The sequence below is a fragment of the Micromonospora antibiotica genome (genome assembly GCF_017599305.1).
In the GTDB taxonomy this organism is placed as follows: domain Bacteria; phylum Actinomycetota; class Actinomycetes; order Mycobacteriales; family Micromonosporaceae; genus Micromonospora; species Micromonospora antibiotica.
In genome coordinates, this window is the sequence record NZ_JAGFWR010000001.1 from 676279 (window position 1) to 702261 (window position 25983).

Genomic DNA, 25983 nt, shown 5'->3' on the forward strand with positions numbered 1-25983 from the left:
CGACCTCGCTTGTACCGTTGCCGTCGTGACTCATCTGGAGCGGTGCGACGAGGCCAGCCGGGTCTGGGTGACCGAGGCGATCGCCGCGGTGGAGGCCGACGCCAACCGGTCGGCCGACACCCACCTGCTGCCGTTCCCGCTGCCCCGGCAGTGGGGGATCGACCTTTATCTCAAGGACGAGTCGGTGCACCCCACCGGCTCGCTCAAGCACCGGTTGGCCCGGTCGCTGTTCCTCTACGGGCTCTGCAACGGCTGGATCGGGCCGGCGACCACGGTGATCGAGGCGTCCTCCGGCTCGACGGCGGTCTCCGAGGCGTACTTCGCCCGGATGCTCGGGCTGCCGTTCGTCGCCGTGATGCCCGCCTCCACCTCACCCGAGAAGATCGCCCAGATCGAGTTCCACGGCGGGCGTTGCCACCTGGTCGACGACCCGGCCAAGGTGGTGGTCGAGGCGCGCTGGCTCGCCGAGGACAGCGGCGGGCACTTCATGGACCAGTTCACCTACGCCGAACGGGCCACCGACTGGCGGGGCAACAACAACATCGCCGAGTCGATCTATGCCCAGCTCTCCCTGGAACGGCACCCGGTGCCCGCCTGGATCGTGGTCGGTGCGGGCACCGGCGGCACCAGCGCCACCATCGGCCGGTACGCCCGCTTCCAGCGGCTGCCCACCAAGCTCTGCGTGGTCGACCCGGAGAACTCGGCGTTCTACCCGGCGTGGCAGGCCGCCGACTGGTCGGTACGCACCGGCCGGGGTTCCCGGATCGAAGGGATCGGTCGACCCACCGTCGAGGCGTCCTTCCTCCCCTCGGTGGTGGACCGGATGACCCAGGTGCCGGACGCCGCCTCACTGGCCGCCATGCGGGCCGGCTCGGCGGTGCTCGGCCGGCGGGTCGGTGGCTCGACCGGCACCAACCTGTGGGGGGCGTTCGGGTTGATCGCCGAGCTGCTCGCGCAGGGTCGGACGGGCTCGGTGGTCACCCTGATCTGCGACGCCGGGGATCGGTACACCGACACCTACTACGATGACGGGTGGGTGGCCGCACAGGGCCTCGACCTGGCCCCGCACCTGGCCACCATCGACCGGTTCCTCACCACCGGCGACTGGCCGACCTGACGGCGTCGCGGTGGCTGGCCGGCAGTGCCACCGTGGGTGACACCGTGGACGTGCCGCGCCGCCGGGTAGCGGCCGTAACCCGGCGGGCTCCAGCCGTCGTGCGGTCGGCTGCCGGCCCGGGCGCGGATCAGCCCAGGTCCGCCCGGTCGGCGAGGCCGGGATAGTGCCGGACCAGCCCCTCGCCGTCCACCTCCAACTCGGTGCGGAAGGTGTCGCTGGTGAAACCCACCCGACCCGGCCCGAGCGCGGTGTAGACCTGCTCGCCGACCACCACCTCCAGGCTCGGCGTCAGCACCCAGGCCACGGTGATCCGGTGTTCGGTGCTGGACGTCGCCCCGGCCAACCCCAGTCTGCGGATCGGCAGGCTGTTGAACAGCGCCGAGCCGGCCAGGTCGACGTCGACGGCGTCGTGCAGCCGGTCGGTGTCCTCGATGCCGGGCAGGCCGGCCGGTGGCTGCCCGGCCGCCCGCAGCACCGCGTCCAGGTCGCCCTGCTCGCCGGTCGTCACCCGCCAGCCGTCCGTCCCGCGTTCCAGGCGTACGGTCCGCGACCAACCGGCCCCCTCGGCCTCCACGGCGAGCGAGTCCGTGCCCCCGTCCGCGCCGGTCACCAGCCGGTAGCGGCAGGTGTGGGGGACCGGGTCGACGGCCAGTTGGGTGCCGTGCGCGGCGAACCGGGGGCCGTCGTCGAGGACGGCGTACTCGGCCCCGGCAGTGTCCGTCCGGCTCCAGAACAGTGATCGCGCCATGGTCCGGACGTTACGCCAGCCGGACGCAGCCGGCAGCGCATGCGCGAACGCCGCCCCGGAGCGCGGGCTCCGGGGCGGCGTCGGACAGCACGGATCAGTGGGTACGCGCCGGGGGCCTACCGCCGAAGCCCTGCCGGTCGTCACGCGGCCGGTCGTCGCGGACCCGGCCCTCGGTGCGGAACCCGCCCCGACGGTCGGTGGCACGCGGCTCACCGGCACCGAACCGGCGCTCCCCGGAACGCTGCTCGCCCCGGGTGTCCCGGTCGCCGAAACGCTGCTCGCCCCGGGCGTCCCGGTCGCCGAAACGCTGCTCGCCCCGGTCACCGAAACGCCTGTCGCTGCGGTCGCCGTAACCCCGGTCGGCCGGTGCGCGATCCCCGTAACTCCGGTCGCCGGTGGGCCGGTCGCCGTAGCCGCGTTCGCCGGCCGGCCGGGTGCCGTGGCCCCGGTCGCCGCCGTAGCCGCGTTCGCCGGTGGGCCGGGCCCCATAGCTCCGGTCGCCGGTGGGCCGGTCGCCGTAGCCGCGTTCGCCGGTGGGTCGGGCGCTGTAACTCCGGTCGCCGGTGGGGCGGGTGCCGTAGCCCCGGTCGCCGCCGTAGCCGCGCTCGCCGCCGTAGCCGCGCTCGCCGCTGGGCCGGGCGCTGTAACCCCGGTCGCCGGTGGGCCGGTCGCCGTAGCCGCGTTCGCCGGTCGGCCGGGTGCCGTAGCCCTGGTCGCCGCCGTGACCCCGGCTGTCGCGACTGCCGGAGTAGCCCCGGCTGTCACGGTTGCCGCCGTAGCTGCGGGAGTCCCGGTCGCCGAAGCGGCGCGGGCGGTCACCGTGCCGGCGGGGCTCGGGCTCCTCGCGGACCACGACGGGGACGCCGCTCGGCTCACGGGCCCCGGTCAGCTCGGTCAGCACCGCGTCACCGACCCGGACCCGGGTCTCCGCCGGGGACACGCCGGCCTTCTCCATCATCGCCAGCGTGGTCCGCCGCTGCTTGGGCAGCACCAGCGTGGCCACCGCGCCCGACTCGCCGGCCCGAGCGGTACGACCCGCCCGGTGCAGGTAGTCCTTCGGGTCCTTCGGCGGGTCGATGTGCAGCACCAGGGAGACGCCGTCGACGTGGATGCCCCGGGCCGCCACGTCGGTGGCGACCAGCACGTCCATCCGCCCCTCCTTGAACTCGGCGAGGGTCTTGGTACGCATCCGCTGGGTCTTGCCGCCGTGCAACCCACCGGCCCGTACGCCGACCGCGCCGAGCTGCTCCACCAGCCGGTCGACCCCGAGCTGGGTACGGGCGAAGAGCATGGTCCGGCCGGGGCGGGCCGCGATCGACGCCGCCACGGCGAACTTGTCGTGCGGCGGGATCAGCAGCAGGTGGTGGTCCATGGTGGACACCGACGCGGTCGACGGGGCGGTGGAGTGGGTCACCGGGTCGGTCATGAACCGCCTGACCAGGGTGTCGACGTCACCGTCCAGGGTGGCCGAGAAGAGCAGCCGCTGGGCGTTCGCCGGGGTCTTGGCGAGCAACTCGGTGACCTCGGGGAGGAAGCCCATGTCGGCCATCTGGTCGGCCTCGTCCAGCACGGTCACCTCGACGTCGTCCAGGACGCAGACGCCCCGGTTGATCAGGTCGCCGAGCCGGCCGGGGGTGGCCACGACGATCTCGACACCCCGGCGCAGCGCGTCGACCTGCCGGTCGTACGGGACGCCGCCGACGGCGGTCTTGAGGAAGATCCCGACGGCCTTGCCGAGCGGCAGCAGCGCGTCGTTGACCTGCATCGCCAGCTCGCGGGTGGGGACCAGGACCAGGGCGCGCGGGTGCAGCGGCCGGGCCCGGTTGCGTTCGGCCAGCCGGGCGATGATCGGCAGGCCGAAGGCGAGGGTCTTGCCGGAGCCGGTCTGGCCCCGACCGAGCACGTCCCGGCCGGCGAGGGCGTCGGGCAGGGTGGCCCGCTGGATCTCGAACGGGGTGGTGATGCCCTGCCGGGCGAGGGTGTCGACCAGCTGCCGGGGCAGTCCCAGGTCGGCGAAGCCCACGACGGGGGCGGCCGGAGCGGGTTCGTTGCCGGTGGCGTCACCGGTCGGCAGGTCGTGGGCGGACGGAATGGTGCCGGAGTCAACAGAGGTGGTCAAGAAAGGCCTTTCGAGCGGGGCGCATCTTCGCGATGGCCCGCCGCAGCATGAGGTACGCCGCCGAATCGCCCGCAAGATCGCCCAGGGGCACGCCACGCGCGCCAGGTCAGTGATCCCGACCAGTGTACGGCGATCCGGCGGTGCCGCCAGTGAACCCCGAGCCGGTAGTGGGCGGACTCACCCCGATCCGGTGGGCCTTTTCCGCCCGACGGATACGCCCACCAGCACCTGCGTGCCGCCCCGGTCGGCCCGGCCTCACTCGGACAGCATGTTGCCGACCAGCCCGTCCATCACGTCGTTGGCGAGCAGGACGACCAGCACGCTGATCGCGACCAGCAGCCCGAGTGAAGCGGCGAGCACGATCACCACCCGGGTGGTCCGGGATCGCGGGGCCGGCGTGTCGGACCACCCCTGGGCCAGGATGTGCCCGGTCAGCGAGCCGGAGTTCTCCACCGGGTTGGCTGCCGGGAACGCGATCGTGGAGTGCCCCGGGCCGTCGGTGCCGCCGTAGCCGATGCTCGCCAGGTCCGGACCGCCCCGGTACGAGGTGCCGGTGGCGGGGCGGGTCACGCCGTCGGTCGTTCCGACCGGGGCGGGGGCGAAGCGGGGTGGTTCGGGCGGTGCGGGTGCCGGCACCACCGGCAGCGCCGACGTCGCCCCGTCAGCGGCCGGGTCGGGCACGACCGGGGCCCGGAACGTCGGGGTGGTCGCGCCGACGGCACCCGAGCCGGTGCTCGCCACCGGTGCCGGGGGCGCGGACGCCGGTGGGGTGAAGGTTGGTGGGGTGAAGGCGGGTGGGGGCGGGGATGCGGGTGGGGTGACGGCAGCGGCCGGCGGGAGCGGGGGCGCGGACACGGACGGCGGCGCCGAGGTGGGCGCGGTGAAGGCGACGGGTGCCGGGGCTGACGGTGTCGCGGCGGGCGGGTTGGCGGTGCCGGTGGCGGGCGGGCTGGCGGTGCCGGCGGGGGGCGGGCCGGCGGCGGTGCGGACGACCGCGGAGGCGCTGGCCCGGACGGTCGGGGTCGCGCGGCCGGGCATGGCCGGTGGCGGCGGGAACGGGGGTGCCGGCATCGGGCCGGGCGGTGCCGGCGACGGCGGCACCACCGGACCCGGGGGCGGCACCGGCGGCCCCGGTACGGGTGGGACCGGACCGGGCGGGACCGGGGTGGGACCCGGCGGAGGGCCGGGCAGCGGCGGGACCGGCGCGGGGAACGGGCCGGGCGCGGGCGGCTCGGGGGTGAACGGTGTGGGACTCGGGCCCGGCTCGGGGGTGGGGGCCGGCGACGGCTCGGGAACGGGCGACGGCCGTGGGGCCGGCGACGGCTCGGGGGCGGGCTCCGGGTCCGGGGTCGGCGGGGTGGGCGGCTGGACCGGGGTCGGTGGGGTGGAGGGCTGCCCTGGGGTCGGCGGGGCGGGCGGCTGGGCCGGGGTCGGGGGCTGCGCCGGCTCGGGCGGCTCCGGGCTGACCGGTGCCGACCGGTACACCCCGGGGGCCGCGTCACCCGGCCGGGTCCCCGCGTCCGCTGCCGCGCCTTCGGCCTCGGCGGCGGAGATGCGACTCAGCCCGGGGACCGAAACGCTGGCCCGGGCCGTCCCGCCGTCCGATCCGCCGCGTTGTCCGGGAACACCGCCCGGAGTGGCCGGGCCGACCGGGCCCGAACCGCCGGGAGCCGGGTCACCCGGTTCGGGTGTTCGCGAGGCGGGGACGGTGGACGGGCCGGCGGCGGTGGGGCTGCCCGCCCGGTAGGTGGTCGCGGTGGCCACCCCGGAGGGCAGTTCGTCACCCTCGGGCGGCACGGTCATGGTGTGCACGCTGGCCGTGGCGCGGGCCGACCCGTCGGCGGCCGGACCAGGCCGGGCCGGGGTGTCGGCGGCCGGACCAGGCCGGGCCGGGGTGTCGGCGGCCGGACCAGGCCGGGCCGGGGTGTCGGCGGCCGGACCAGGCCGGGCCGGGGTGTCGGCGGTTCCGGTGGGCCGGCCGGAGACCTCGGTGGGTCGGCCCGGGGTGTCGGAGGTCGCGGCACCGGACCGGTCGGGGGCGTCGGCGGATACGACGGGTCGGTCCGGGCTGCCGGTGGCCGGGTCGGGCTCGGATCCCTGGTCGACGTGTCGCACCGGAACCTCTTGCTCAGCCATGATCGCCCTCCGCGCACCCTCGCACCCGTGCCCTGTGAACGGCGACCGGATGTGCCTCGTGTCACCGTGCCACATCTCGCCCCGTCGGCACAGTCGGAGTGCCGAGGGTGGTCGCAACGGTGGCGGTCGGTCAGCTCCCGGTGCTCGCCGAGGCGGTCGCCGAGGTGGAGGTGGACGCCGACCGGCTGCTCTCCGGGGCGCCGGTGCTGCCGGCTGTGGTCGGGTTGGTGCTGCTGTCCGGCGTGCCGGTGCCGGTGCCGGAGACGCTCGGCGTCGGGTCGGGGCTCTTGCTCGGGGTGGGCGTGGGCTTCGGCGTCGGTGGCTTCGTCGGTGCGGTGGTCGCCGTCGGCCGGGGCGTGGGCGTGGTGGGCTTCGGCGACGCGGTGGTGGGCTTCGGGGAGGGCGTGGTGGGCTTCGGCGACGCGGTGGTGGGCTTCGGCGTCGGGGACGGCGTCGGGACCTGGGTGATCGGGGAGCCGGGGGTGTTCACCGCGCCGACGACCCGGGTGGCGGCGTAGAGACCGGACCACCGGACCTGGGAGATCTTGACCACGTCGCCGCTGCGTGGCGCCTGCACCATCCGCCCCCCGCCGATGTACATGGCGACGTGGTGGATGGTCGTCCAGCTGCTGCCCGAAGCGAAGAAGAGCAGGTCGCCGGGGAGCAGGGCTGCCTGGGAGACCGTCCGGCTCCGCGTGGCGTAGTACTGGTCGCGGGCGACCCGGGGCAGGTCGTAGTAGCCGGCGGACCGGTAGGCGGCCCACATCAGCCCCGAGCAGTCGAAGCGGTCCGGGCCTTCGGCCGCCCACAGGTAGGGGTCGCCGAGCTGCGCGAGCGCGTACCGCACGGCGGCGAGCGCCTGCGGGCTGGCGTTCAGCCCGGTGCTGCTCTGCCCCTCGACGTACGCCGCACCCAGCTTCTGCTCGGCGGCCTCCTGCTGCTTTTCCAGCGCGATGAGCTGGGCCTGGTTGTCCGCACGCAGCTTGGCGATCTTGGCGTCGTTGTCGCGCAGCGCCTTCTGCACCGCGGCGAACTGTTCCTCCGCCCGCCGGACCCGGTCGGTGGCGGCGGTGACCGCCTGGGCGGCGACCTGCTCGGCCGTCCGGGCCCGGGACAGTTCGCCGGCCGCCGCGGTGGTCTCGTCGTCGGCCTGCTGCCCCCGGGAGACCCGCTGCAGGACGCTCAGCCCGTGCAGGTCGCGGGCCAGTTCACCGGGCGGCAGGGCGGCGGCGGCCTTGAAGGCGTTCGCGGCGACGGCGTTGGCCTGCTGCTCCGCCACGGTCAGCGCGCCCCGGGCCCGGGTCAGCTCACCCTGGACGCCGGTGAGCTGGACCCGTGCGTCGTCGCGTTGCTTCTGCAACTGCAGGAGCTGGTCGGCGAGCTGACCGTTCTGCGCGGTCAGGGTGTCGATCTGGGACAGCAGCGGGCTGGTCGGTAGCCCGCCGACCGGCAGGGTCGGGTAGCTGGGCTGGCCCGGGAGCGGGTAGCCGGGCGTCGCCGCGCCGGGCAGCTGCAACCCGCCGGTGACCACCGGCCGGGAACCGGTGTCCGGGACGGTGTTGGGCAGCGGCGGCTCGGCATAGGCCGGGGTGGCCAGGACCATCGCGGCGACCGCGCCGAGCAGCGCCGACCAGAGCGCCGGCCGCAGCACCGGGGAGATCACCGGGACCCTGCGTCGTCGCTGTCGTCGCCCGTGCCCGCTGTCGACCATTCCGCTCCCTGTGCCGGGTGATGGTGCCGCCGCGTGAGGTGGGGCGCGACGACCCGGGACGCCGGGGTGTGCGCCGCGTCCCATCCTGTCTTACCGCACCGGGACAACGATGTCGATGCGTGAGCAGCTTGGAGAACCCTGGGAGTGCGGGTGAGGTAGGTCGCTGGCGGTGCCCGTCCTGCCGACCTGTCGCTCGTCCGACGTAGGCTCGATCCGACCGCAGGTGGAAGGGACGTGGCTTTTCGATGGACGCCGGACTCAAGCGTGAGCTCGAAGCGAAGGTGTACGCGGGGGAGCGACTGACCCGCTCGGACGGGATCGCCCTCTATGAGAGCGACGACCTGACCTGGTTGGGCCGGCTGGCCCACCACCGGCGTACGGAGTTGAACGGCGAACGGGTGATGTTCAACGTCAACCGGCACCTCAACCTGACGAACGTCTGTTCCGCCTCGTGTGCGTACTGCTCGTTCCAGCGCAAGCCGGGCGAGAAGGACGCGTACACGATGCGTATCGAGGAGGCGGTCCGCAAGGCCAAGGAGATGGAGGACGAGCAGCTCACCGAGTTGCACATCGTCAACGGCCTGCACCCCACGTTGCCCTGGCGCTACTACCCGAAGGTGCTGCGGGAGCTGAAGGCGGCGCTGCCCAACGTCAAGCTCAAGTGTTTCACCGCGACCGAGGTGCAGTGGTTCGAGAAGATCAGTGGCCTGTCGGCCGACGAGATCCTCGATGAGCTGATGGACGCCGGCCTGGAGTCGTTGACCGGCGGCGGCGCGGAGATCTTCGACTGGGAGGTCCGCCAGCACATCGTCGATCACGCCTGCCACTGGGAGGACTGGTCCCGGATCCACGCGTTGGCCCACGCCAAGGGCATGAAGACCCCGGCGACGATGCTCTACGGCCACATCGAGGAGCCCCGGCACCGGGTCGACCACGTGCTGCGGTTGCGTGAGTTGCAGGACGAGACCGGCGGGTTCGCGGTCTTCATCCCGCTGCGCTACCAGCACGACTTCGTCGACTCGGCGGACGGCAAGATCCGTAACCGGATCCAGGCGCGCACCACGATGGCCTCGCCGGCCGAGTCGCTCAAGACGTTCGCGGTGTCCCGGTTGTTGTTCGACAACGTCCCGCACGTGAAGAACTTCTGGGTGATGCACGGCCTGTCGGTGGCCCAGCTCTCGCTCAACTTCGGCGTGGACGACCTGGACGGCTCGGTCGTCGAATACAAGATCACCCACGACGCCGACTCGTACGGCACCCCGAACACCATGCACCGTGACGACCTGCTCAACCTGATCTGGGACGCCGGCTTCCAGCCGGTCGAGCGGGACACCCGCTACAACGTGGTCCGCGAGTACGACCGGGCACCCGCGTTGGCGTCCCGGCGTGCCGAGCCGCAGCAGGTCTGGGCCTGACCCGGCCGTATGCTCGTCACACCATGACCGGACAGCAGCCGACCGCGCAGCAGCGCAGCGGGTTTCCCCGCCGCGACGCCGAGGGACGCATCCTCACCCTGGGTGACCTGCTCGGGGTGAGCCTGGCCGGTTGGGTGATCGGCATGCTGGCGCTGGTGCTCTTCGACTGGGCGTTCGCCGTGGCCGGTGCGGGCGACTTCGGCCGTACCAACGGCTGGCTCGCGGTGATCCTGCCGGTCTGGCTGTTCTGGGACGAATTCCGGGCCTGGGACTTCGGCGCGGCCCGGGTGGTGGCGGCCCTGGCCGCCGCGGTGGTCGCGGTGGTCGCCGGGCTGCTGGTGGCGGGCCTGGCCGCCGGGCTCGCGCCGCTGTTCACCGGCGGGTTGGCCGCGCTCGCGTTCACCGTCGGGTACGCGGTGCTCTGGTTCCAGGGCGTGCACTGGCTGGCCCGACGGACGGGCTGAACCACCGGCGTCGGAGCCCCCGGCGCAGAGTGCAAGGAGTGGGGAAGACGTGAGCGCGAGGAGTGAGCCGGTGTTGCGAGCCCCGCAGTCGCGAACTGGGGTGGCCTGGTGAGCGCGAGGAGTGAGCCGGTGTTGCGAGCCCCGCAGTCGCGAACTGGGGTGGCCTGGTGAGCGCGAGGAGTGAGCCGGTGTTGCGAGCCCCGCAGTCGCGAGCTGAGGTGGCCTGGTGAGCGCGAGGAGTGAGCCGGTGTTGCGAGCCCCGCAGTCGCGAGCTGAGGTGGCCTGGTGAGCGCGAGGAGTGAGCCGGTGTTGCGAGCCCCGCAGTCGCGAGCTGGGGTGGCCTGGTGAGCGCGAGGAGTGAGCCGGTGTTGCGAGCCCCGCAGTCGCGAGCTGAGGTAGCCCGGTGAGCGCGGCGGTGAAGTACACGCTGGCCCGGATCGGGCTGTTCCTGGTGGTCGTGGCGGCGTTGTGGCCGGTCGGGATGAACCTCTTCCTGAAGCTGATGGTGGCGTTGATCTTTTCCGCTGCCGCGTCGTTCTTCCTGCTCCGGGGCTGGCGGGACCAGATGGCCGAGGAGGTGGCCGCCGCCGCCGAGCGGCGACGCGCGGAGAAGGAGCGGCTCCGCTCCGCCCTGGCCGGCGACGACCAACCCGCCGAGGGCGACGAGCCCCGCTGACCCCCGCGCGTCCGCTCGAACCGCGTCCGCCGGAACAGGCCGCGCCGGGCGCTCGCTGCGTGGCCCGATCGGCCGTGATCCACTCCAGATCGGCCCCGTGGCGGTGTCGCGGCGTGGTGATACCGCTACTTCGACCGTCCGGAGTGGATCATGCCGGTCGGGGAGGGGATCACCAGTTGGTCGAGCCCGGGACCACCGGCCATGGGTGGTCGATCGGCTTGATCAGGTACGCGATGCCGCCCGACCCACCGGCCACCGTGCCGTTCGCCCGGTAGCGCTTGGTGCGTAGCCAGATCTGCTCGAACTGGTCGCGTCGGTAGACGTTGCGGACCTCGGCGTTGGACGCCGACGCCGGGTCGTTGACGATCACGTCGCCGTCGGCGGTGAAGCCGACGATCACGAAGAGGTGGCCGGAGGTGCCGTAGTTCGACCCGTCCAGCTCGGTGTCGAGGAAGGACTGCGAGGTGACCACGGGGATGCCGGCCCGGATGAAGCGTTCCGCCTCGTCGAGGGAGTGCAGTCGGGTGACCCGGGCCTCGATGCCGGGGAAGCTGGCCGCGTACGCGGTGTTGAACGGCCAGTTGCCCGCGCCTTCGTACTCGTTGTCCCAGGTCATCCGGGCGGCGTGGACGACCTGCGGGTCGGGGTGGTCGGGGTCGATCCAGGACAGGTCGTCCGCCGACGGCAGCTTGCCGTAGTGCTCCAGCACCATCGTGGTGGACGTCGGGCTGCACCAGACCTGACCGCCGCCGCCCCACTCGGGGTAGCTGCCCCGGTGGATCATCTGGGAGCGGGCCGGCACGGGCAGTTCGGTGCCCCAGGCGATGTGGCCCCGGCTCGGGGTGACGGTGAACCGGTCCGGCACGTGCGAACTCATCGCGCCGAGCATCCGGACCCGGGGTGCGGCGGCCTGGCCGGGTGCGCGGTAGAGGGTGAGCCGCAGTTGGTACGACCGCAGCAGCACCCCGGCGGCGGCGTCGTCGATGGCGAAGGTGTCGGTCCACACGCTGGACCAGGGGTCGCCCTGACCGTCCAGGGTGGCGCGGGCGATGTCGCGGTCACCGGAGGCCCAGCGGGCCATGACGTACCACGGGGTGTGGTCGCCGGTGGTGTAGGTGCCCTGGAGTTCGACCTGGAGCCAGGTGCCGGCCGGGGTGTCGGCGTTCCAGGAGGCGACGAGTTCGGTGGCGTCGAAGCCGATCGTGGTGGGTGGCGAGGTCCAGGTGGCGTACTCCCAGGTGCGGGTGGTGCCGGTGTGCGGGTCGGTGAACTCGGTGGTGCCGGCCGGGCGGCCGATGGTGAGGCCGGCGCGGTGTCCGGGTGCGGCGTACGTGCCCCGGTGGGTGCCGGCCCGCCAGTCGGGGTGCCGGGACCACTCCTGGAAGGTGATCTGCTCGTCGTGTCCGCCCGGGGGTGGGCGGTCCCCGGCGGGTGGGGGCGTCCCGGTGGGTGACGGGCCGGCGGCGTGGACGGGTGCGGTGCTGGCGAGCAGGGTGAGGGTGGCGACGCCGACCAGGGCGACCGCGCGCAGGGCTCTGCTGGACATGGCAACTCCGCGGGGTGGGGAATCGTTGTCGTTCACTGTCCCGCCCGGCAGGAAGTTTCGCCAGGGCTTGCAGGTGAGAAAGTCATTGCCGATGTGACGATCCGGTCGGGATGGTTGGAGACAGTCACGGATATTGATATGACCATGTGACTCCTGGTGAAGTGGGCACACAACGGGATCTCCCGTACCCCGAGGAGGATGTTCATGGCCTTCCGCACCTCCCCCTTCCGGCGTCGCCTGGCGCTCGCCGTCGTCGCCGGCCTCGGCCTGACCGCCGTCGCCACCGGGCCGGTCTCCGCCCGCCCGGCCCCGGAGCCCGAGCCCGCCGCCGCCGAATACCGGGTGCTCGGCCCGCGTACCCTCGCCGACCGCAACGCCGTCGCCCGCACCGGCGCGGCGATCGACTCCGCTGAACACGGCGTGCTGTACGTCTCGGCGACCCGGTCCGAGGCAGCCGCGATCACCCGGCTCGGTTTCCGGCTGGAGCAGGAGGCCGCGCCGGCTCCCGCCGAGGGGGCCAGTGCCCTCGCCTTCCCCCCGGCCGACTCGAACTACCACGACTACGCCGAGCTGACCACAGTGGTCAACCAGGTGGTCGCCGACCACCCGGCCATCGCCCGCAAGATCAGCATCGGCAAGTCGTACGAGGGCCGCGACCTGATGGCGGTGAAGATCTCCGACAACGTCGGCACCGACGAGGCCGAACCGGAGATCCTGTTCAACTCCCAGCAGCACGCCCGCGAGCACCTGACCGTCGAGATGGCGATCTACCTGCTCAACCTGTTCACCGACAGCTACGGCACCGACTCGCGGATCACCAGCATCGTCAACTCCCGGGAGATCTGGATCGTCCCCACCGTCAACCCGGACGGCAGCGAGTACGACATCGCCACCGGCTCCTACCGGTCCTGGCGCAAGAACCGGCAGCCCAACAGCGGCGCGGCGGCGGTCGGCACCGATCTGAACCGCAACTGGGGCTACAACTGGGGCTGCTGCGGCGGCTCGTCCGGTGCGCCGTCGTCGAGCACCTACCGGGGGCCGTCCGCCTTCTCCGCGCCGGAGACCAAGGCACTGCGGGACTTCGTCAACAGCCGGGTCGTCGGCGGGGTGCAGCAGATCAAGGCCAACATCGACTGGCACACCTACTCGCAGCTGGTGCTCTGGCCGTTCGGCTACACCACGGCCAACACCCCCAGTGGGATGACCGCCGACCAGTACAACACCTTCGCCACCCTCGGGCAGCGGATGGCGGCCACCAACGGCTACACCCCCGAGCAGTCCAGCGACCTCTACATCACCGACGGCGACAGCCTCGACTGGATGTGGGCGACCCACAAGATCTGGGCGTACACCTTCGAGATGTACCCCGGGTCGTCCGGGGCCGGTGGCGGCTTCTACCCGCCCGACGAGGTGATCCCCGCCCAGACCTCCCGCAACAAGGAGGCGGTGCTGCTCCTGTCGGAGTACGCCGACTGCCCCTACCGGGTCATCAACAAGCAGAGCACCTACTGCTGACCCACCGGACGTCACTCCGGGTGGGGTCCCGTAAGCCCCCGACGGGACCCCACCCACCCCCACCGACCAGACGATCTTCGCTGGTCGTGCGCTACCGTGGCACCCGATCGACCCGCAGCGAAGCCGGTGCGAAACCGGCGCTGTCCCGCAACTGAGATGCCCCACCGTGGTTCCCGGCCCCGCCGGTGACCCGCCCCGGCGCCCGGCCCGAGTGGCCGGCGTCGTCGTGTGTGGGGACGAGCCAGGTCGCCTGCGGTCGGTCGCGACACGCGCTCTCGAGGAAGGGCGCCTCGCGGACGGGCACGCCAGCGGCCCTGTCGGCGAAGCACCACGCTCCTCGACCGACAGGAGGACCGATGTCCCGACGTACCCCCCGGTTGTTCGCCGCGACCCTCGCGGTGGCGGCCCTCGCCCTCGGCGCGTGCGCCGAGAAGACCTCCGACGACACCCCCGCCGCCGGCAGCAGCTCCGGCGCCGCCTTCCCGGCCACCGTCGGCAACCTCACGCTGGACAAGCGGCCCGAGAAGATCGTCTCGCTGTCGCCCACCGCGACCGAGATGCTGTTCGCCATCGGGGCCGGCTCGCAGGTCACCGCCGTCGACGACCAGTCGAACCACCCGGCCGACGCGCCCAAGAGCGAGCTGTCCGGTTTCCAGCCCAACGCCGAGGCGATCGCCGGCAAGAACCCCGACCTGGTGGTGCTCGCCAACGACACCAACAAGATCGTCGCCCAGCTCACCGCGCTGAAGGTCCCGGTGCTGCTCACCCCGGCGGCGGCCACCCTCGACGACACCTACCGGCAGCTCACCGACCTGGGCACGCTCACCGGCCACCCGACCGAGGCGGCCGACGTGACCACCCGGATGAAGGACGAGATCGGCAAGCTCACCAAGGACCTGCCGCAGCGGTCCACGAAGCTGACCTACTACCACGAGCTGGGGCCGGAGCTGTACAGCGCGACCAGCAAGACCTTCATCGGCTCGATCTACGCGCTGGCCGGGCTGCAGAACATCGCCGACGCCTCCGACGCCGACGGCAAGAACGGCGGCTACCCGCAGCTCTCCCAGGAGGTCATCGTCAAGGCGAACCCCGACTTCGTCTTCCTGGCCGACGTGAAGTGCTGCCAGCAGAGCGCCGACACGGTCAAGGCCCGCAGCGGCTGGGCCGGCATCACCGCCGTCAAGAACAACCAGGTCGTCGCGCTCGACGACGACGTCGCCTCCCGCTGGGGGCCGCGCGTGGTCGACCTGCTCCGGTCGATCGTCGACGCCACCGCCAAGGTGCCCGCGTGACGGTCCACCCAAGGTGACCGTGCGCCCCACCGGCCCCGGACCGGCCGGGACGCCCGACGCGTCCCGGCCGTCCGGCCTGCCCGACCCCGGCCCGGCCGCCGTTCCCCCGGCGGGCTCCGAGCCGGCGGGGTCCCGCCCGGCCGTGCCCGCCCCGGCTCGACGGCCCGGCGTCGGGTGGGTCCGCACCCCGAAGGTCGCCGCCGGTACGCCCCGACCGGCCGGGCTGCGTAAGCGTTGGCTCGCCGCCGGGGTGCTCGCCGTGCTGGTGGCCCTGGTCGCCGGGGTTTCCCTCGGCCCGGTGGGCCTGCCCCCCGGTAGCGTCGCCGCCGAACTGCTCAACCTGCTGCCCGGGGTACGCCTCGACAGCGGGCTGACCGAACGCGAGATCGCCATCGTCACCGAGCTGCGGCTGCCCCGGGTGGTGCTCGGCCTGCTCGTCGGCGGTCTGCTCGCCCTGGCCGGCGGCTGCTACCAGGGGGTGTTCCGCAACCCGTTGGCCGACCCGTACCTGCTGGGGGTGGCGGCCGGCGCGGGGCTCGCGGTGACCGCCGTGATCACGCTGGGCGGTGTCGGGGCGGGCGGGGCGCTGACCGGGATGCCCGTCACGATCCCGCTCGCCGCGTTCGTCGGCTCGCTCGGGGCGGTCGCCCTGACGTACCTGCTCGGGGCGGCCGGTGGGCGGGACCGGTCACCGGCCACCCTGATCCTGGCCGGGGTGGCGGTGTCGGCGTTCCTCTCCGCCGGGCAGACGTACCTGCTGCAACGGCACTCCGACAGCATCCAGATGGTCTACTCCTGGCTGCTCGGGCGGCTGGGCACCGCCGGTTGGGGCGACGTCCGGCTGATCCTGCCGTACTTCGTGCTGACCGCCGTGGTGGTGCTGCTGCACCGGCGGGAACTCGACGTGCTCTCCGTCGGCGACGACGAGGCGGCCAGCCTCGGCCTGCACCCGCAGCGGTCCCGCTACCTGCTGATCGCCGCCGCCTCGCTCGGCACCGCCGCCGCCGTCTCCGCGTCCGGCCTGATCGGCTTCGTGGGGATCATCGTGCCGCACACCGTACGGCTGCTGGCCGGGTCGAGCTACCGGGTGATCCTGCCGCTGTCGATGCTCTTCGGCGGGGCGTTCCTGGCGCTGACCGACGTGGTCGCCCGGACCGCCGCCGCCCCCGCCGAGATCCCCATCGGCGTGGTGACCGCCCTGCTCGGCGGCCCGTTCTTCGTCCTGGTCCTGCGCACCGCCCGCCGGGTGTTCCCGTGAGCGCGAGGAGTGAGCCGGTTTTGCGAGCCCCGCAGTCGCGAACAGAGGTGTTCCCGTGAGCGCGGGGAGTGAGCCGGTGTTGCGAGCCCCGCAGTCGCGAACGAAAGGCGGTCCCGTGACCGTGCCGGCGGTGCAGGTGCGGGGGCTGCACGTGCGGCTCGGTGGGGAGGTGATCCTGGCCGGCGTCGACCTGACGGTCGCCGCGGGTGAGTGGGTCACGGTGATCGGACCGAACGGTGCCGGCAAGTCGACCCTGCTGCGGGCCGTCGGCGGCCTGCTGCCCGCCCCGGGCGCGGTCTCGCTGTTCGGTACGCCGTCCGGCGCGCTGCGTCGCCGGGACCGGGCCCGGGTGGTGGCGACGGTGGCGCAGTCCCCGGTGGTGCCGGCGGGCATGTCGGTGTTCGACTACGTCCTGCTGGGGCGGACCCCGTACATCGCGCCGTTGGGGCGGGAGTCGGCGGCGGACCTGGCCGCCGTGCACGACGTGTTGGACCGGTTGGATCTGACCGGGTTCCAGCGGCGGGAGCTGTCGACCCTCTCCGGTGGGGAGCGACAGCGGGTCTTCCTGGCCCGGGCGCTCGCCCAGGGCGCCACCCTGCTGTTGCTGGACGAGCCGACCAGCGCGTTGGACATCGGCCACCAGCAGGAGGTGTTGGAGCTGGTCGACCAGTTGCGCCGGGCGCACGGCCTGACCGTGCTGGCCACCATGCACGACCTCTCCGTCGCCGGTGAGTACGCCGACCGGATGGTGCTGCTCGCCGACGGCCGGGTCGTCGCGGCGGGCCCACCCGAGCAGGTGCTCACCGAGGAGTTGCTGTCCCACCACTACCGGGCCCGGGTCCGGGTCATCCCCGGCGACCACGGCCCGCTGGTGGTCCCCACCCGCCCCGAGCCCCGGCGAACCTGAGGGTCGACGGTGCCGGGCCGCGCGGTCGACGGTGCCGGCGGGCGTCCGGATGCCGTCGGGCGGCTGGTCAGGGGGTATCGGCGGCGGGGCGAAGTAGGGAGAAGTAGGCGCCCTGGGGGTCGCGGAGGGCGGCACGGCGGCCCAGCAGGGTGTCCCGGGGTGGGGTGACGATGGTGCCGCCGAGGGTGGTGGCGCGGGCGGCGGTCGCGTCCACGTCGGCCACCGCGAAGAACACCGACCAGTACGCCGGCCGCGCGCCACCGTCGTCGGTCGTCGGCAGCATCCCGGCCACGATCCGCGCCCCGCACCGCCAGCCGGTGTAGCCGGGCCCGCCGGCGGGTTGCTCCTCGGGGTGCCAGCCGAAGACCAGTTCGTAGAAGACCTTCGCGCCCTCGGGGTCGGGGCTGACCAGTTCGTTCCAGCACATCGCCCCGGGGGCGTCGAGCAACTCCGCGCCGGGCATCCGCATCGGCTGCCAGACGCTGAACACCGCGCCGGCCGGGTCGGCGAAGACCGCCATCCGCCCCGCGTCGAGGACGTCGAACGGGGCGACCAGCACCTGCCCGCCGGCCGCCTCGACCCGGGTGGTGACCAGGTCGGTGTCGTCGGTCGCCACGTACGTCGACCAGACCGGCAGCTGGTCCGGGTCGGCCGGTGGGCCGGCGCCCGCCACCGCCCGGCCGTCGCGGCGGAAGGTGGTGTAGCCGGCCGGCCCGGGTTCCGGTGTGATCCGGCCGGTCCAGCCGAACAGTTCCGGGTAGAACCGCCGGGCGGCGTCCAGGTCGGGGGTCGCCAGGTCGGTCCAGCAGGGCGTGCCCGCGGCGACGGTGCGCACGTCGGCCCCTCTCGGCTGCGGGGGCGTGCCGGCGCGACGCCCTGCCGGCATCGTGGCACCGGTCGCCGGTCACCGGGCCGAACCGGCGAAAGGTCAACTGAACCGGCGACCCTCGTCGCGCCGGTACGCCCAGCCGGAGAGGGCGGCGAGCAGCACGATCCAGACCCCGAGCATGGCCAGGGCGAGCGGGTCGGGCCGCCAGTCGCCGACCGCCGCCCACATCAGTTCGACCGCCCCCCGGGTGGGCAGGAACGGCGCGACCACCTGGATGAAGCCGGGCGCGTCGCCCGGGGCGGAGAGCAGACCGCCGCCGAAGGCCAGCGGGAAGAAGATGACCTGTGCGACGACGATCGCCGCCTTGCTCGGCAGGGAGTAGCCGATGGCGAGACCGAGCAGGGTGAACGGCACCGACACGACCGCGACGGTGACCGCGCCGAGCAGCAGCCCGACCGGGGTGACCCGGGCGGCCGTGGCGACCGCCGCGATGATCACGACGGGCAGCATCGACAGGTAGGTCAGCACCAGCCCGGCCAGGATCCGCCCGGCCAGGCGGGGTTCGGGCCCCGCCGGCAGGGTCCGGGTGTACGGGTTCCACGGCTGGTCGCGGTCCTCGGCGACGCCGATGCCGTACTGGAAGATGTTGGCGCTCATCACCGCGAAGGTGACCATCGCGGCGGTGGCGTAGGTGGCGCCGGTCGGGTCGTCCCCGGCGAACGGGACGACGAAGAAGAGCATCGCGGCGGCGGGGAAGAAGGCGCTGCCCACCACGGCGACGGGGACGCGGATGATCTCAAGGAGCTGGTAGCGGGCGTGGACCAGGGTGAGCGGCACGGCGTCGACTCCTCAGGCGGTGGGTCGGCCGCCGACGGCGGCGCTGGTGGCGGTGCCGGTCCCGGCCGGGTCGGCGGTGGTCCGGGTCGGGTCGGCGGCGGTGATGGTGAGGAACGCCTCCTCCAACGAGGTGGGGCGGACCTCCAGGTCACGGAACGCCACCCCGGCGGTGACCAGGTCGCGGACCAGTTGGTCGGCGTCGGTGGTGAGCAGGTGGGTACGCCCGTCGGTGTGCTCGGTGGCGACCACGCCGGGCAGCGCGGGCAGGTCGTCGGCGGCCAGGCTGACCCGGCGGACACCGACGATGTCCCGGATCGCGCCGACGGTGTCGTCGGCGAGCACCCGGCCCTGCCCGAGCACCACGACCCGCTGCGCCAACGCCTCCACCTCTTCGAGGTAGTGGCTGCTCAGCAGCACCGTTCCGCCGTCGGCGTGGAACGACCGGATGGCCTCCCACAGGGTGTGCCGGGCCTCGACGTCGAGCCCGGTGGTGGGTTCGTCGAGGACGACCAGCCGGGGCCGGCCGACGAAGGCCAGCGCGACGGCGAGCCGTCGCCGTTGCCCCCCGGAGAGCCCGCCGGTCTGTCGTTTCGCCTGGTCGGTGAGGCCGAACCGGTCGAGCAGTTCGCCCCGGGGCACTGGGTCGGGGAAGTGCGCGGCGACGAAGTCGACCACCTCGCTGACCCGGAGGGTGCCGGGCAGGCCGGTCTCCTGCGGGGTGACGCCGAGTTGCCGCCGGGAGGCCGGCTGGCGGGGGTCGCCGCCGAAGAGTTCGACCCGGCCGGCGCTGGGCCGGCGTAGCCCGACCAGCATGTTGATCAGGGTGCTCTTGCCGGCGCCGTTCGGCCCGAGCAGGCCGACGAGTTCTCCGGCGGAGACGGTCAGGTCGACCCGGTCGAGGGCGAGGACGTCGCCGTACCGGCGGGTGGCCTGGTCGGCGTGGGCGAGGATCATCGGGTCTCCCTGGGGGCGGGCGGGTCGAGCAGGGCGCGGATGTTCTCGGTGTATTCCTCGAAGGCCCGCCGCCCGCGCCGGCTGAGCCGGACCAGGGTGGTCGGGGTGCGTCCGCGGTGGGTCTTGTCGATCTCGACGTAGCCGGCGTCCTCCAGCTTGCGCAGGTGGACGGAGAGGTTGCCGGCGGTCATCGTGAGTAGTTCCTGGAGGCGGGGGAAGGTGATCCGGTCGCCGTCGGCCAGGGTGGCGAGGGTGACCACCACCCGCAGGCGGGCCTGGGCGTGGATGACCGGGTCGAGTTCGGTCATCCGTGCCGCCGCCGGGCGAGCGCGCCGGCCACCAGCAGTCCACCGCCACCGGCCACCGAGACCACCAGCGCGTGCCAGCCGGGGCCGGCGATGACGCCGACGATGTTGACGGCGGTGAGCCAGACGCCGAGGCGGAACAGGGTGCGGTCGAGCCAGATCGCCCCGCCGGCCATGTGCAGGGCGCCGGTCAGCCCCACCGACAGGGCCGACCAGAGCAGCCCGGCGAGATCGGGCGGCAGGCTGTCGGTGACCCGGCCGATCACCACGGACAGGCTGAAGAACCCGAGGCCCCAGGCCGTGCCGTACCACCTGCCGCGCTGCGCGGACTCGCCCGCGACGTGCCGGTAGGCGCGGGCGCTGCCCACTCCGAAGACCACCGCGGCGGCGGCGAGCAGCACGAACAGCAGGGTCAGCGGCAGCCAGGCCGGCATGTCGACGAGGGTGCGCCCGTCGGGGGAGAACCGCAGGAAGTAGACCCCGAAGCCGATCAGCCAGGCGAATCCCCAGGGCCAGTAGTGCACCCGGGGGTCGGGTTCGAGCCGTTGGACCGTGCTGGCCTGCTGCTCGCGGATCAGCCGCATCGCCTCGGCGGCGTCGAGCGGGGCGGCCTCGTCATCGGGGGTCATGCAAACTACTTTAAAACACAAAGTCGAGGGGTGGTGGGCCGGGTCGCCCACCGGACAGCGGCTGTTCCACCCGGTGCGGTGGCAGCACCACCGGCGGCACGGCGGAGGATGCCCGGCCGGGCGGCCCTCACCCTCGCCACCGGCCGGGGTCGGCCACCGGCGGTGGTCGGCTCCGCCGGTCGGGGTCGGCCACCGGCCGTGGTCGGCTCCGCCGGTCGGGGTCAGCCACCGGCGGTGGTCGGCTCCGCCGGTCGGGGTCAGGGCGTCGGTGGTTCGGCGAGCGGGCCGGGCAGCGGAGCGGTGTGCAGCACCGACAGCCCGGACACGGCCCGGGTCAGCGCCACATAGAGGCGGTGCAGGCCGCGCGGCTCGGCGGCCACGATCGCGGCCGGCTCCACGACCACCACGTGGTCGTACTCCAGGCCCTTGACCAGGGTCGCGGGGACCACGGTGACCCGCGCCGAGGCCGTCGGGTCGTCGGCGGTCGCGGTCGGCACCCCGGCGGCGGCGAGGGCCGCACGCAGCCCGTCCACCGCGTCGTCGGCGGCGATCACCCCGACCGAGCCGTCGTGCCCGAGCGCCGCGCGCACCTCGGTCACCGTCGCCGCCGCCAGATCGGCCACGGTACGCACGTCGAGCGCCCCGTCACGCCGCAACGACACCGCCGGGGGTACGTCGACCGCCAACTCCGGCAGCAGCCGGTTGGCGAACGCGACCACCACGGCGGGCACCCGGAAACCCACTGTCAGCGGCACCACCACCGCGTCCGGCTTGCCCAGGTGGGCCAGGGAGTCGCGCCAGTCGGTGGCGGCCCACGGCGCAGTGCCCTGGGCCAGGTCGCCGAGCAGGGTGATCGAGCCGTGCTCACTGCGTCGGGCGATGGCCCGGCACTGCATCGGGGAGAGGTCCTGCGCCTCGTCGACCACCACGTGCCCGAACCCGGCGGCCCGTTCGATCAGCCCGGCCGCCTCGTCGATCAGCACCGTGTCTGCGGCGGTCCACCGGGTCGCCTTCGGCGTCCGGCCCAGCTTCGTGCCGTGCAACAGGGCCTGCTCGGCGGGGGTGAGCAGGCCGTCGGCGGCGGCGGCCAGCAGGCCCGGATCGGCGAGCAGGGAGTGCACCAGCCCCTCCGGGGTCAGCGCCGGCCACGCCGCGTCGAGGAAGGCGGTCACCGGTCGGGACTTCCCCATCCGGCGCAGCCAGGCGTCCCCCGGCGACTCGGCCCGGCGGGCCTCGGCCTGGCGTTGCAGCAACCCCACCACCCGGGCCCGGACCCGCTCCCGCCCGGTGTCGTACGGCAGGCCCTCCCGGCGGGTCTCCTCGATCACCCGGTGCAGCGGGTCCAGGCCGATCCGCCAGCGGAACGACCCGTCCGACACCATGATCGGTTCGGTGGGGGCGGTGATCCGGGCGGCTGCGGCGCGGCGGAGCACCTCGGCCATCCGGGGGTCGTGCTTGAGGGCGGCCACCGCCGGGTCGTCGACCGCCCGGACGGGCACCCGGGCGACCAGGTCCTCCACGGTGGCCTGGGCCACCTCGACCTCGCCGAGGGCGGGCAGCACCGCCGCGATGTACGACAGGAACGCCCGGTTCGGGCCGACGATCAGCACCCCGGCGCGGCGCAGCCGCTCCCGGTGCAGATAGAGCAGGTACGCCGCCCGGTGCAGCCCGACCGCCGTCTTGCCGGTGCCCGGGGCGCCCTGCACGCAGATCGAGTCGGCCAGGTCCGCCCGGACCAGCTCGTCCTGTTCGGGCTGGATGGTGGCGACGATGTCGCGCATCGGCCCGACCCGGGGGCGTTCGATCTCGGCGGTGAGGATGCGGCTGGTGGTGCCCAGCTCCTCGCCCCGGTCCAGGTGCTCGTCCTCGAAGCTGGTCAGCGCCCCGGCACTGAACCCGAACCGCCGTCGTACCGCGACGCCCTGCGGGTCGCGGGCGCTGGCCCGGTAGAACGAGCGGGACACCGGGGCCCGCCAGTCCAGCACCAGCGGCTCGCCCCGCTCGTCGGTGACGTGCCGCCGGCCGACGTGGTAGCCCCGGCCGGCGTGCTCGGGGTCGGTGGGGCCGAAGTCCAGCCGGCCGAAGAACAACGCGGTGGTCGGGTCGTCGGCCAGTTCGGCGACCCGCCGGGCCAGGTGCCGGCCGAGCTGCTCGGCGGTGTACGCGTCCCCGGCGACCTTGTCACCGGTGGCGAAGAGCGACTGGGCGCGTTCCCGCATCCGGCGGAGGGCCTGCCGGGAGGTCTCCAGGTGGGCCTGCTCGGCGCTGAGTTCCGTTTCGAGGCGGGTGGGTTCGGGGTGGGTCCTGCCGCGTTCGTCGGTTGCGGGCACGGTGATCCTCTTGGCGGTCTCGATCGGCTCGCCCGCGTATCCAGGACAGGTCCTTGGCGCGTGGGGACGTCCGCTGCGGTGGCTACCTCACCACGGCCGTCGAGCGGTCAATCAGCCTACGCGCCGCCCAGCCTCCACTCCACCCAATTCCCCGCCCCGGTGTGGCGGCCGGTTGCTGGCCGGGGTCCCGGGCAGGCGGGATCATGGGGTCATGACCGAGCCGCACCCCGAGCCGCGCCGGATGACGATCAGCGACCCGCAGGTGATGCGGGCGCTGGCCCACCCGGCCCGGATCGCGATCATGGAGCATCTGAGCACGCGTGCGGGGGGCGGGACGGCCACCGAGTTGGCCGAGATCGCCGGGTTGTCGCCGAGTGCGACCAGCTACCACCTGCGGGCGTTGGCGAAGTTCGGCCTGGTCGAGCAGGCACCCAGCCGGGGTGACGCGCGGGAGCGGGTGTGGCGCGCGTTCAGCCAGAGCTGGCTGGTCGAGGCCGGACAGGGGGCCGGCCCGGAGGCGCGGGCCGCCGAACAGGCCCTGGTCGAGGCGCACTCCGCGCGGGACGCCGAGCGGATGCGGACCTGGCTGCGGCACGCTGCCGACGAGCCCGCCGAGTGGTATCGCGGTGCCCTGTTCAGTGACTCGTTGCTGCTGCTCACCGCCGAGGAGCTGGCCGGGCTGAACGACGCGGTGATGGCGTTGTTCGAGCCGTACCGGCAGCGCAACCGGCTGGTCGATCCACCGGCCGACGCCCGCGTCGTCGCGGCCCAGTACCGCACGATCCCGCTCTAGACCCGCCCCTGTCCCGCCCCCGGTCAGGTGCGTAGTCGCTGTGACGCTGACGTGGCGGTGTCAGGGCCGTCGAATACCGCTACATCGATGACAAGGAGTTGATCAGCCACGGGTAGGGGTTGCTTCGACCAGTTGTGAAGGACTATTTTCGAAGTATGTCCTTCACAACTGGCGGGTCGCGCTGGTCCGACGTCTGGATCGCCGCCACCGCCCGCGGCACCACCATCTGCGGGGACTTCCTCGCCGCCACCGCGCTGGCGCTGGCCCTCCAGTCCGCCGGGGCGAGCGGCCTGGCCGTCTCCGGACTGCTACTGGCGGCCACCCTGCCGCTGGTGCTCTGCGCGCCGCTGGCCGGCCGGCTCGCCGACCGGGTCGACAGTCGTACCCTGCTGGTCACCGTCGGGTCGATCCAGGCGGTGATCTGCGTCCTGCTCGCCTTCGCCACGCAACCGGTGGTCGTCATCGGCCTGGTCGCCCTGCTCGCCTGCGGGCTCGCCGTCACCCAGCCCTGCCTGGCGGCGCTGCTGCCGGCGATGGTCCGCCCCGGCGACCTGCCCCGGGCCAGCGCCGTCAGCCAGACCGCCGGCTCGCTCGGCGCACTCGCCGGGCCGGTGCTCGCCGGGCTGCTGGTCGGGGAGTTCGGCACCCGCGTACCGCTGCTGTTGGATGCCGTCAGCTACCTGGCGCTGGTCGGCGCGGGCCTGGCGCTGCGCACCCGGCGGGGCGGCCGGCGGGCGGTGACCGCGACCGTCGGCACCGGTCCCGCCCCGACCTGGCGGCTGCGCGCGGACCCGCTGATGCTCGCCCTGGTGGTCAGCACGGCGGCGGTGATCACCGCGATCGGCGGCATCAACGTGATCGAGGTGTTCTTCATCCGGGAGACGCTGGACTCCTCGGCCACCGTCTACGGCCTGGTCGGGGCGGCCTGGATGGCCGGCATGCTGCCCGGCAGCTGGCTGGCCGCCCGGGTGGCCCGCCGGCTCACCGACGACGGCGCGCTGGTCCACGGGGTGCTCGCCACGCTCGCCGGGTGCAGCCTGGTCGTGGTGCTCGCGGCGACCGTCCCGACGGCGGCGCTGCTGGTGCCGCTCTGGCTGATCGGCGGCGCGGCCAACGGCGGTGACAACGTCTTCGCCAACGTGCTGACCGCCCGGCGGGTGCCCGAGCCGCTGCGCGCCCGCGCGTACGCCGTCATCGGCGCGGCGGTCCAGGGCGGCTCGATGGCCGGCTACCTGATCGGCGGCGCGTTGCTGGCGGTGCTCCCACCGCGCCCGCTGATCGCCGCCGCCGGGATCGCCGGCCTGCTGGTGGTGCTGGCATTCGTGCCGGTGGTCACCCGGGCGGTGCGTCACTCCCGCTCCGGCCCGGGCACACCGACGTGGAGCGGGGACGGGCCGCCGCTGTCGGAGGCCGCCGGACCGCCCCCCCGGTCGGGGCAGGCCCTCCGACGAGGGGAGACGGTGCGGGGTTGACCACTCCCCGGGCCTCCCGATGAGCCGCCCCGGACCGGCGGGGATACGGTCGGGTCATGGCTGAGCGCGTGGCACGTCCCCGGGTCGGGCACATCCAGTTCCTCAACTGCCTGCCGATCTACTGGGGGCTGATGCGCTCCGGCGCGCTGCTCGACGTCGACCTGCACAAGGACTCGCCGGACCGGCTCAGCGCCGCGCTGGTCGCCGGTGACCTGGACATCGGCCCGATCTCCCAGGTGGAATACCTGCGGCACGCCGACGAGCTGCTGCTCCTGCCGGACCTCGCGGTGGGCAGCGACGGGCCGGTGCTCTCGGTCAACGTGGTCTCCACCAGGCCGCTGGCCGAGCTGGACGGCGGGCGGGTCGCCCTCGGCTCGACCTCGCGTACCGGGGTGCTGCTGGCCCAGCTCCTGCTCGCCGACCGGTACGGCGTCCACCCGGAGTACTTCCGCTGCCCGCCGGACCTGACCCAGATGCTGCTGGAGGCCGACGCCGGGGTGCTCATCGGTGACGTGGCGCTACGCGCCCTCTACGAGGCGCCCCGTCGGGGGTTGGCGGTGACCGACCTCGGGCAGGCGTGGCGGGAATGGACCGGGCTGCCGATGGTCTTCGCCGTCTGGGCGGTCCGCCGGGAATTCGCCGCCGCCCACCCGGGCCTGGTCAAGGAGGTGCACGAGGCGTTCCTGCGGTCCCGTGACCTGTGCCTGGCCGAGCTGGACCAGGTGGCCGAGGCGGCGGCCCGGTGGGAGCCGTTCGACGCGGCGACGCTGGCCACGTACTTCCGTGCCCTCGACTTCTCGTTGGGCGCGCGGCAGGTCGCCGGCCTGCGCGAGTTCGCCCGTCGGGCGGCGGCGACCGGCGAGGCCCCCGCCCTGCCCGACGGCGGCCCGGAGTTCTTCGCCGGCTGAGCGCACCGGCCCCGGACCGCCC

21 protein-coding genes and 1 pseudogene are annotated in these 25983 nt (G+C 73.8%); 11 read left to right on the top strand and 11 right to left on the bottom strand.

The genetic code is table 11. From position 1 onward, the window contains the following. The first annotated feature begins 25 nt into the window (after positions 1-25). Positions 26-1117 carry an L-cysteine desulfhydrase Cds1 gene (cds1, locus tag JQN83_RS03200; protein WP_208565477.1) on the top strand — a complete coding sequence of 364 codons (1092 nt, stop codon included), beginning with the start codon at positions 26-28 and terminating at the stop codon, positions 1115-1117. Positions 1118-1244: 127 nt separating this feature from the next. Here the strand turns inward: cds1 and JQN83_RS03205 are convergent, their stop codons facing one another. From JQN83_RS03205 to JQN83_RS03220, 4 genes are all read right to left on the bottom strand, one after another. Beyond that, the gene (locus tag JQN83_RS03205; RefSeq protein WP_208565478.1) at positions 1245-1865 is read right to left on the bottom strand and encodes a putative glycolipid-binding domain-containing protein; all 621 of its coding nucleotides are present in this window, start codon (positions 1863-1865) and stop codon (positions 1245-1247) included. A 94-nt stretch (positions 1866-1959) separates the two neighbouring features. After that, positions 1960-3984: a DEAD/DEAH box helicase gene (locus tag JQN83_RS03210; RefSeq protein WP_208565479.1), complete on the bottom strand. Its 2025-nt coding sequence runs from the start codon at positions 3982-3984 to the stop codon at positions 1960-1962. A gap of 255 nt (positions 3985-4239) precedes the next feature. Next, entirely contained in the window at positions 4240-6120 is a 1881-nt protein-coding gene (locus JQN83_RS03215) for a hypothetical protein (protein WP_208565480.1), read from the bottom strand. Between the two features lie 130 nt (positions 6121-6250). Further along, complete coding sequence (locus JQN83_RS03220; protein WP_208565481.1) at positions 6251-7831, bottom strand: C40 family peptidase; 1581 nt, start codon at positions 7829-7831, stop codon at positions 6251-6253. A gap of 245 nt (positions 7832-8076) precedes the next feature. Between JQN83_RS03220 and mqnE the strand changes: the two genes are divergently transcribed. From mqnE to JQN83_RS03235, 3 genes are all read left to right on the top strand, one after another. Beyond that, entirely contained in the window at positions 8077-9246 is a 1170-nt protein-coding gene (gene mqnE / locus JQN83_RS03225) for an aminofutalosine synthase MqnE (RefSeq protein ID WP_208565482.1), read from the top strand. Between the two features lie 23 nt (positions 9247-9269). Next, positions 9270-9710 carry a hypothetical protein gene (locus tag JQN83_RS03230; RefSeq protein ID WP_208565483.1) on the top strand — a complete coding sequence of 147 codons (441 nt, stop codon included), beginning with the start codon at positions 9270-9272 and terminating at the stop codon, positions 9708-9710. Positions 9711-10113: 403 nt separating this feature from the next. Further along, a complete protein-coding gene (locus tag JQN83_RS03235; protein WP_208565484.1) occupies positions 10114-10386 on the top strand; it encodes a DUF4229 domain-containing protein in 273 nt (90 codons plus the stop codon). A 169-nt stretch (positions 10387-10555) separates the two neighbouring features. On the opposite strand, the gene JQN83_RS03240 is transcribed toward JQN83_RS03235, so the two are convergent. Next, the gene (locus tag JQN83_RS03240) at positions 10556-11932 is read right to left on the bottom strand and encodes a C39 family peptidase (RefSeq protein WP_208565485.1); all 1377 of its coding nucleotides are present in this window, start codon (positions 11930-11932) and stop codon (positions 10556-10558) included. Between the two features lie 204 nt (positions 11933-12136). Here JQN83_RS03240 and JQN83_RS03245 point away from each other — a divergent pair. The 4 genes and pseudogenes from JQN83_RS03245 to JQN83_RS03260 form a co-directional block, all read left to right on the top strand. Next, positions 12137-13444: pseudogene (locus JQN83_RS03245) on the top strand (M14 family metallopeptidase); the annotation flags it as partial. Between the two features lie 359 nt (positions 13445-13803). Then, positions 13804-14739 carry an ABC transporter substrate-binding protein gene (locus JQN83_RS03250; RefSeq protein ID WP_208565487.1) on the top strand — a complete coding sequence of 312 codons (936 nt, stop codon included), beginning with the start codon at positions 13804-13806 and terminating at the stop codon, positions 14737-14739. 223 nt (positions 14740-14962) lie between these two features. Further along, positions 14963-15997: a FecCD family ABC transporter permease gene (locus tag JQN83_RS03255; RefSeq protein ID WP_208565832.1), complete on the top strand. Its 1035-nt coding sequence runs from the start codon at positions 14963-14965 to the stop codon at positions 15995-15997. 115 nt (positions 15998-16112) lie between these two features. Further along, positions 16113-16904 (top strand): ABC transporter ATP-binding protein, encoded by a 792-nt coding sequence (locus tag JQN83_RS03260; protein WP_208565488.1) that lies wholly within the window; start codon positions 16113-16115, stop codon positions 16902-16904. Between the two features lie 67 nt (positions 16905-16971). On the opposite strand, the gene JQN83_RS03265 is transcribed toward JQN83_RS03260, so the two are convergent. The 6 genes from JQN83_RS03265 to JQN83_RS03290 all read right to left on the bottom strand — a co-directional run bounded on the left by JQN83_RS03265 (position 16972) and on the right by JQN83_RS03290 (position 22788). Next, positions 16972-17739 carry a VOC family protein gene (locus tag JQN83_RS03265; RefSeq protein ID WP_208565489.1) on the bottom strand — a complete coding sequence of 256 codons (768 nt, stop codon included), beginning with the start codon at positions 17737-17739 and terminating at the stop codon, positions 16972-16974. A gap of 93 nt (positions 17740-17832) precedes the next feature. After that, a complete protein-coding gene (locus tag JQN83_RS03270; protein ID WP_208565490.1) occupies positions 17833-18570 on the bottom strand; it encodes an ABC transporter permease in 738 nt (245 codons plus the stop codon). Between the two features lie 12 nt (positions 18571-18582). Continuing rightward, on the bottom strand, positions 18583-19524 hold the full coding sequence (locus JQN83_RS03275) for an ABC transporter ATP-binding protein (RefSeq protein ID WP_208565491.1): 942 nt from the start codon (positions 19522-19524) through the stop codon (positions 18583-18585). Beyond that, entirely contained in the window at positions 19521-19832 is a 312-nt protein-coding gene (locus JQN83_RS03280; protein ID WP_208565492.1) for a winged helix-turn-helix domain-containing protein, read from the bottom strand. The genes JQN83_RS03275 and JQN83_RS03280 overlap by 4 nt, the downstream gene beginning before the upstream one ends. Then, a complete protein-coding gene (locus JQN83_RS03285) occupies positions 19829-20458 on the bottom strand; it encodes a transporter (protein ID WP_208565493.1) in 630 nt (209 codons plus the stop codon). Before JQN83_RS03285 ends, JQN83_RS03280 begins: the two co-directional genes overlap by 4 nt. A 257-nt stretch (positions 20459-20715) precedes the next feature. After that, the gene (locus JQN83_RS03290) at positions 20716-22788 is read right to left on the bottom strand and encodes a HelD family protein (protein WP_208565494.1); all 2073 of its coding nucleotides are present in this window, start codon (positions 22786-22788) and stop codon (positions 20716-20718) included. Positions 22789-22999: 211 nt separating this feature from the next. On the opposite strand from JQN83_RS03290, the gene JQN83_RS03295 reads away from it, so the two are divergent. The 3 genes from JQN83_RS03295 (at position 23000) to JQN83_RS03305 (ending at position 25961) form a co-directional block, all read left to right on the top strand. Further along, positions 23000-23581 (top strand): ArsR/SmtB family transcription factor, encoded by a 582-nt coding sequence (locus tag JQN83_RS03295; protein ID WP_208565495.1) that lies wholly within the window; start codon positions 23000-23002, stop codon positions 23579-23581. A gap of 155 nt (positions 23582-23736) precedes the next feature. Further along, a complete protein-coding gene (locus tag JQN83_RS03300) occupies positions 23737-25053 on the top strand; it encodes an MFS transporter (protein ID WP_208565496.1) in 1317 nt (438 codons plus the stop codon). Positions 25054-25109: 56 nt separating this feature from the next. Continuing rightward, on the top strand, positions 25110-25961 hold the full coding sequence (locus JQN83_RS03305) for a menaquinone biosynthetic enzyme MqnA/MqnD family protein (RefSeq protein ID WP_208565497.1): 852 nt from the start codon (positions 25110-25112) through the stop codon (positions 25959-25961). Positions 25962-25983: the final 22 nt, after the last annotated feature.

Excerpts from the sequence above, each read along its gene's own strand:
- JQN83_RS03240 (WP_208565485.1), bottom strand. The coding sequence starts at position 11,932 with ATGTCCAGCAGAGCCCTGCGCGCGGTCGCCCTGGTCGGCGTCGCCACC.
- JQN83_RS03305 (WP_208565497.1), top strand. The coding sequence starts at position 25,110 with ATGGCTGAGCGCGTGGCACGTCCCCGGGTCGGGCACATCCAGTTCCTC.
- JQN83_RS03285 (WP_208565493.1), bottom strand. The coding sequence starts at position 20,458 with ATGACCCCCGATGACGAGGCCGCCCCGCTCGACGCCGCCGAGGCGATG.
- mqnE (WP_208565482.1), top strand. The coding sequence starts at position 8,077 with ATGGACGCCGGACTCAAGCGTGAGCTCGAAGCGAAGGTGTACGCGGGG.
- JQN83_RS03215 (WP_208565480.1), bottom strand. The coding sequence starts at position 6,120 with ATGGCTGAGCAAGAGGTTCCGGTGCGACACGTCGACCAGGGATCCGAG.
- JQN83_RS03300 (WP_208565496.1), top strand. The coding sequence starts at position 23,737 with ATGTCCTTCACAACTGGCGGGTCGCGCTGGTCCGACGTCTGGATCGCC.
- JQN83_RS03205 (WP_208565478.1), bottom strand. The coding sequence starts at position 1,865 with ATGGCGCGATCACTGTTCTGGAGCCGGACGGACACTGCCGGGGCCGAG.
- JQN83_RS03250 (WP_208565487.1), top strand. The coding sequence starts at position 13,804 with ATGTCCCGACGTACCCCCCGGTTGTTCGCCGCGACCCTCGCGGTGGCG.
- JQN83_RS03230 (WP_208565483.1), top strand. The coding sequence starts at position 9,270 with ATGACCGGACAGCAGCCGACCGCGCAGCAGCGCAGCGGGTTTCCCCGC.
- JQN83_RS03275 (WP_208565491.1), bottom strand. The coding sequence starts at position 19,524 with ATGATCCTCGCCCACGCCGACCAGGCCACCCGCCGGTACGGCGACGTC.
- JQN83_RS03280 (WP_208565492.1), bottom strand. The coding sequence starts at position 19,832 with ATGACCGAACTCGACCCGGTCATCCACGCCCAGGCCCGCCTGCGGGTG.
- JQN83_RS03295 (WP_208565495.1), top strand. The coding sequence starts at position 23,000 with ATGACCGAGCCGCACCCCGAGCCGCGCCGGATGACGATCAGCGACCCG.
- JQN83_RS03220 (WP_208565481.1), bottom strand. The coding sequence starts at position 7,831 with ATGGTCGACAGCGGGCACGGGCGACGACAGCGACGACGCAGGGTCCCG.